The following is a 4,332-nucleotide window of genomic DNA, read 5'->3' on the forward strand; positions in this document are numbered from 1 at the left end:
GTGCTCGTCCGTGTGCGCGCCGTGGCGATCAACCCCGTCGACTGGGTGATCCAGGGCACCGGACCCGTCACGTACCGCTGGTTGCGCACCCCGGCCGTGCTCGGGTCCGACCTCGCCGGTGAGGTCGTCGCCGTCGGCGCCGACGTGACGCGCTTCCGCGTCGGCGAGCGCGTCTTCGGCCTCGCCACCGGCACGGACCGCGGGCGCGATCCCCGGCGCGAGGGGGCGTTCCAGCAGTACTCGACCCTGCTCGAACGCCTCGCCTCTCCCACGCCCGATGACCTCACCGACGAACAGGCCGCCGTCCTCCCCCTCGGGCTCTCGACGGCCGCGTGCGCGCTCTTCCAGCCGCAGCACCTCGGACTGCGGATGCCGGGCACCCCGTCGACCGGTAACGCACCCGGCGTCGTGGTGGTCTGGGGCGGCTCGACCAGCGTGGGGATGAACGCCATCCAGTTGGCGCGCGCCGCGGGCTACGACGTGGTGAGCACGGCATCCGCGAAGAATGCCGAGACCGTCCGGACCCTCGGTGCCGAGACGGTCGTCGATCACCGGTCTCCGACCGCGGTCGCGGACCTCGTCTCCGCCATCGACGGGCGCGCCGTCGTCGGGGCCGTCGCGCTCGGCGCCGGCTCGACCGACGCCTGCCTCGACGTGCTGTCGTGCACCGGCGGGACGCGCCTCGCCATGGCGAGCACGCCCCTCTCGCTCGACGCGCTGGCCGGGCGGCGCCGCCTCTTCCCGGCGATGCTGCCCGTGTTCACCCGTATCGGGCTCGCGACGCTACGTTCCACCCTGCGCGCCCGGCGCCTCGGCATCCGTGCCGCATTCGTCTGGGGCAGCAGCCTGCGCGACGACGAGATGGGCCCACGACTGTGGCGCGAGGTCGTCCCGCGCCTGCTCGCCGACGGGTCGCTGCGCCCCCTGCCGGCCCCGCTCGTGGTCGGCGAGGGCCTCGGCGCCGTGCAGGGCGCCCTCGACCGCCAGCGTGCGGGCGTTTCGGCGCAGAAGGTGGTGGTCCGCCTCTGACGCGACACCTGGTCGGCGAGGCCACCCGCACACGGCAGAATGGTCCCATGGTCTCCGCGAGCCCCCACCTGCAGCCCGATCACGCGTGCCTCATCGTGCACGGCAGCGACACCCCCGGCATCATCGCCGCGGTCTCGGCGCTGATCGCCCGCCAGGGCGGCAACATCGTCGCCTTCGACCAGTACTCCGACGACCCCCGCGGAGGCGCGTACTTCCAGCGCGTGGTGTTCCACCGTCCCGACCTCTCGGCGGCCCTGCCCGAGATCCGAGCCGACATCGCCACCACCCTCGGCGAGGGGTTCGAGCTCGAATGGACGCTCACCGACCTCTCCACCCCCAAGCGCATGGCGATCCTGGCCTCGAAGCAGGACCACTGCCTGCTCGACCTGCTGTGGCGTCACCGCCGCGGCGACCTGCCCGTCACCATCCCCATGGTGGTGTCGAACCACACGACCGCGGCGGACGACGTCCGCTCCTTCGGCGTGCCGTTCTTCCACGTGCCGTCGACCCCGGGTCCCGACAAGTCGGCGTCCGAGGCGCGGATCCTCGAACTGCTCGTCGGCAACGTCGACTTCGTCGTGCTCGCGCGCTACATGCAGATCCTCTCGGCCGACTTCCTCGAGAAGATCGGCGTCCCGGTGATCAACATCCACCACTCGTTCCTGCCCGCCTTCATCGGCGCCGAGCCGTACAAGAAGGCCAAGCAGCGCGGCGTGAAGCTCATCGGGGCGACCTCGCACTACGTCACCAGCGACCTCGACGAGGGCCCGATCATCGAGCAGGACACCGTCCGCGTCACCCACGCCGACTCGTCGGCAGAGCTCGCGCGCCGCGGCGCCGACGTCGAGCGTCAGGTGCTCTCGCGCGCGGTGCTCTGGCACGCCGAGGACCGCGTGATTCGCCACGGCAACCACACGATCGTCTTCTGACACCGGATGCCGAGACCCGGCATCCGCGTTCGACTCCGGCCCTGCCTCAACGGCGTCGAGGCCGCCGAACACCGCGAGACTGCAGCTGGCTGACGAGTCGGTTGCAGATTGCAACGGTTTCGTCAGCCAGCTGCAGTCTCGGCGTCAGAGGGGTCCGCGGGGACGTCACTCCGGATCGGTCGCCCGGCTGAGCGGACCCGAGCCGCCGCGCGGCGGTTGCTTGCGCTGACGCGCGAACTCGCCGCCCTGCCGTCCGCCGTAGGGGCGGCCGTGGTCGGCGAACTCGGCGCGGAAGTACGCCAGCCGCCAGTCCCCCAGCTCGATGCGCGCGCCGGTGCGCAGGATGCGCCCCCCGCCGTCGCGCCCGGGGCCCTGCTCGCGTGCCCCGCCGCCGCCGATCTGGTCGAAGCCGTACAGCACGTACTCGTCGTCACCCTCGTGACGGATCTCGGCATGGACCGGAGCGAGCCCCGGCAGCCGCAGGTCGGCCTCTTCGCCCGACCCGATGACCGTCTTGGTGGGCAGCAGGTCGAACTCGCGCGGACGCGACCCGTCCCACGACGAGTCGCCCACGGCGAAGATCAGCCGCGGCCGGCCGGATCCGGGCGTGTAGTGCGTCGTCGTGATGCGACGCCGCACGGTGCGGTTGATCGTGGGCACGAGCGGCAGCGGCGTCTCGGGCGGGACGGGGAACGTCAGCGTCCGGTCGCCGTTGCGCCGCACGAGCAGCGGAGCGACCGCCGCCACCGAGCCGAGTCGGATGTGCTTCGACCCGGTGATGACCCGCTGCAGAGCGCCGCTCTTGACGTCGCCGAGCTGCAGGATCGGCCCATCCGGCCCCTCGAGCTTCACGGAGATGCCCCGGGATGCCAGGGCCTCGGCGACCGTGGACAGCTCGGCGAGCGTGCGGCGGCCGTTGCCGGGCAGTCGCGACGGGTCGCTCACGACGATGCGCACCTCGGTGCCCGCGGCCGTGATCGTCCCCTCGAACGGCGGGACGTCGGCATCCCGCCCCTCTTCGTGCTCGGAGAAGGCCAGGTCGATGTCGAGGCGCACCATGACGGCGCCGCCTCTCAGTTGCCGCGGTACGGGTCGGACCCGGCCGCGGTGTCGTCGCTGGTGGTGACGCGCAGGGTGCCGTTGAGCTTCCAGGTCGCGCGGGGGGCGTCCGGACCGATGTCGCGGGGCACCTCGACCGTCATGTCGACGAAGGAGTAGTTGACGGCGGCACCGCGGCCCGTGAGGTACGACCACATCTCGCGGCCGAGGTCGGTCCAGTCGGTGATCGAGTGGCCCTCGGGGCCGCTGTTGTTGGCGAACGGGTCTGTGGTGGCAGGAGAGTCGGACATGGCTTCGGTCCTTCCTTTCGTATCGTGGCCACCAGCGTCCCAGTGCGCTGCGCCGCAGACGAGGGATTGCGTTCGCGCCCCGGTTGGGGCACGATTCCGATACCGCGGCGCCCCACCGCTCAGTACACGTACTCCATCAGCTCGACCCCGAGCACGCGGAAGGCGTCGTGCGCCCGCAGCCGGTGCGCGATCGACAGATCGTCGAAGTTGGCGACCAGCGCGTAGGCCACCCCCGCGCGAGGCCCGCCCAGCACGCCCGCCTCGGCGCGCACCCCGGCCGCGCGACCGGTCTTGTTGACGAACAGGAGCCCGTGCTGGTCGTTCTCGTGCGAGAACGGATCCAGGCCGGTGGCGGATGCCACGAGCGAGAGGTCGTGGTTCAGGCTCAGCCATTCGGCGACCTGGGCGCTGACGCCGGGCGACACGATGGTCGAGTTCACCAGGCCCGCGAACACCTGGGCCATCTCGCGCGCGGTCGACAGGGCGACGTGCGGAGCGTCGTCGGGACCGCGGTCATCCCGGAAGCGGTCCAGCAGTGCCGTCCGCCGCAGTCCCAGCTGCTCGATGCGCGCGCGCACGGACTGCAGCCCGGCGCGGTGCAGCAGCGCGTTGGCCGCGAGGGCATCGCCCGTCGACGCGGCGAGCATCGCCAGATCGGTCAGCGGCAGCGCCGGGGCCTTGAGGTGCTGCCAGGTGCCCCCGTGGGCCGCGCCCGGGACGGCGGCGCGGTCGATGATCTCGAGCGGGTCGAGCCGACCCGACTCGAACGATGCCGCCACCTCGATCAGCAGCGGGACGATGCCCAGCCCCGCGACGGGCAGCGTCAGGAAGTCGTCGCCCGCCAGCACCTCGGACCCGCCGTCGAGGTCGTCGATGCGCACCGCCACCTTCGCCCCCGAGGCCGCCAGTTCGTCGAGCGCCCGCAGCGTCGCGGTGAAGGACCGTCGCCCGGCGGCCGCCCGCCGGGGCAACCGCCTCGGTCCCTTGCGCCCGGCCCCGCGCAGGGCCGGGGAGTCGCGGCGAGG

Annotated in this window: 5 protein-coding genes; 2 read left to right on the top strand and 3 right to left on the bottom strand. The window is 72.6% G+C overall.

Annotated elements, in window-relative coordinates:
- Positions 1-1,029 (top strand): zinc-binding alcohol dehydrogenase family protein (locus tag DBR36_RS02480; RefSeq protein ID WP_108317415.1); only part of this gene is annotated, 1,029 nt, incomplete at its 5' end.
- Between the two features lie 47 nt (positions 1,030-1,076).
- Positions 1,077-1,958 (top strand): formyltetrahydrofolate deformylase, encoded by an 882-nt coding sequence (gene purU, locus DBR36_RS02485; RefSeq protein WP_108317416.1) that lies wholly within the window; start codon positions 1,077-1,079, stop codon positions 1,956-1,958.
- Between the two features lie 165 nt (positions 1,959-2,123).
- On the opposite strand, the gene DBR36_RS02490 is transcribed toward purU, so the two are convergent.
- The 3 genes from DBR36_RS02490 to DBR36_RS02500 form a co-directional block, all read right to left on the bottom strand.
- A complete protein-coding gene (locus DBR36_RS02490; protein ID WP_258222515.1) occupies positions 2,124-3,017 on the bottom strand; it encodes an FHA domain-containing protein in 894 nt (297 codons plus the stop codon).
- Positions 3,018-3,031: 14 nt separating this feature from the next.
- Entirely contained in the window at positions 3,032-3,307 is a 276-nt protein-coding gene (locus DBR36_RS02495) for a hypothetical protein (RefSeq protein WP_108317417.1), read from the bottom strand.
- A gap of 119 nt (positions 3,308-3,426) precedes the next feature.
- Positions 3,427-4,332 (bottom strand): serine hydrolase (locus DBR36_RS02500; protein ID WP_308810934.1); only part of this gene is annotated, 906 nt, incomplete at its 5' end.

This window comes from Microbacterium sp. HMWF026 (assembly GCF_003061325.1).
Classification (GTDB): domain Bacteria; phylum Actinomycetota; class Actinomycetes; order Actinomycetales; family Microbacteriaceae; genus Microbacterium; species Microbacterium testaceum_E.

Bases quoted from the DNA above. Each gene is read 5' to 3' on its own strand.
- purU (WP_108317416.1), top strand. From the start codon at position 1,077: ATGGTCTCCGCGAGCCCCCACCTGCAGCCCGATCACGCGTGCCTCATC.
- DBR36_RS02490 (WP_258222515.1), bottom strand. From the start codon at position 3,017: ATGGTGCGCCTCGACATCGACCTGGCCTTCTCCGAGCACGAAGAGGGG.
- DBR36_RS02495 (WP_108317417.1), bottom strand. From the start codon at position 3,307: ATGTCCGACTCTCCTGCCACCACAGACCCGTTCGCCAACAACAGCGGC.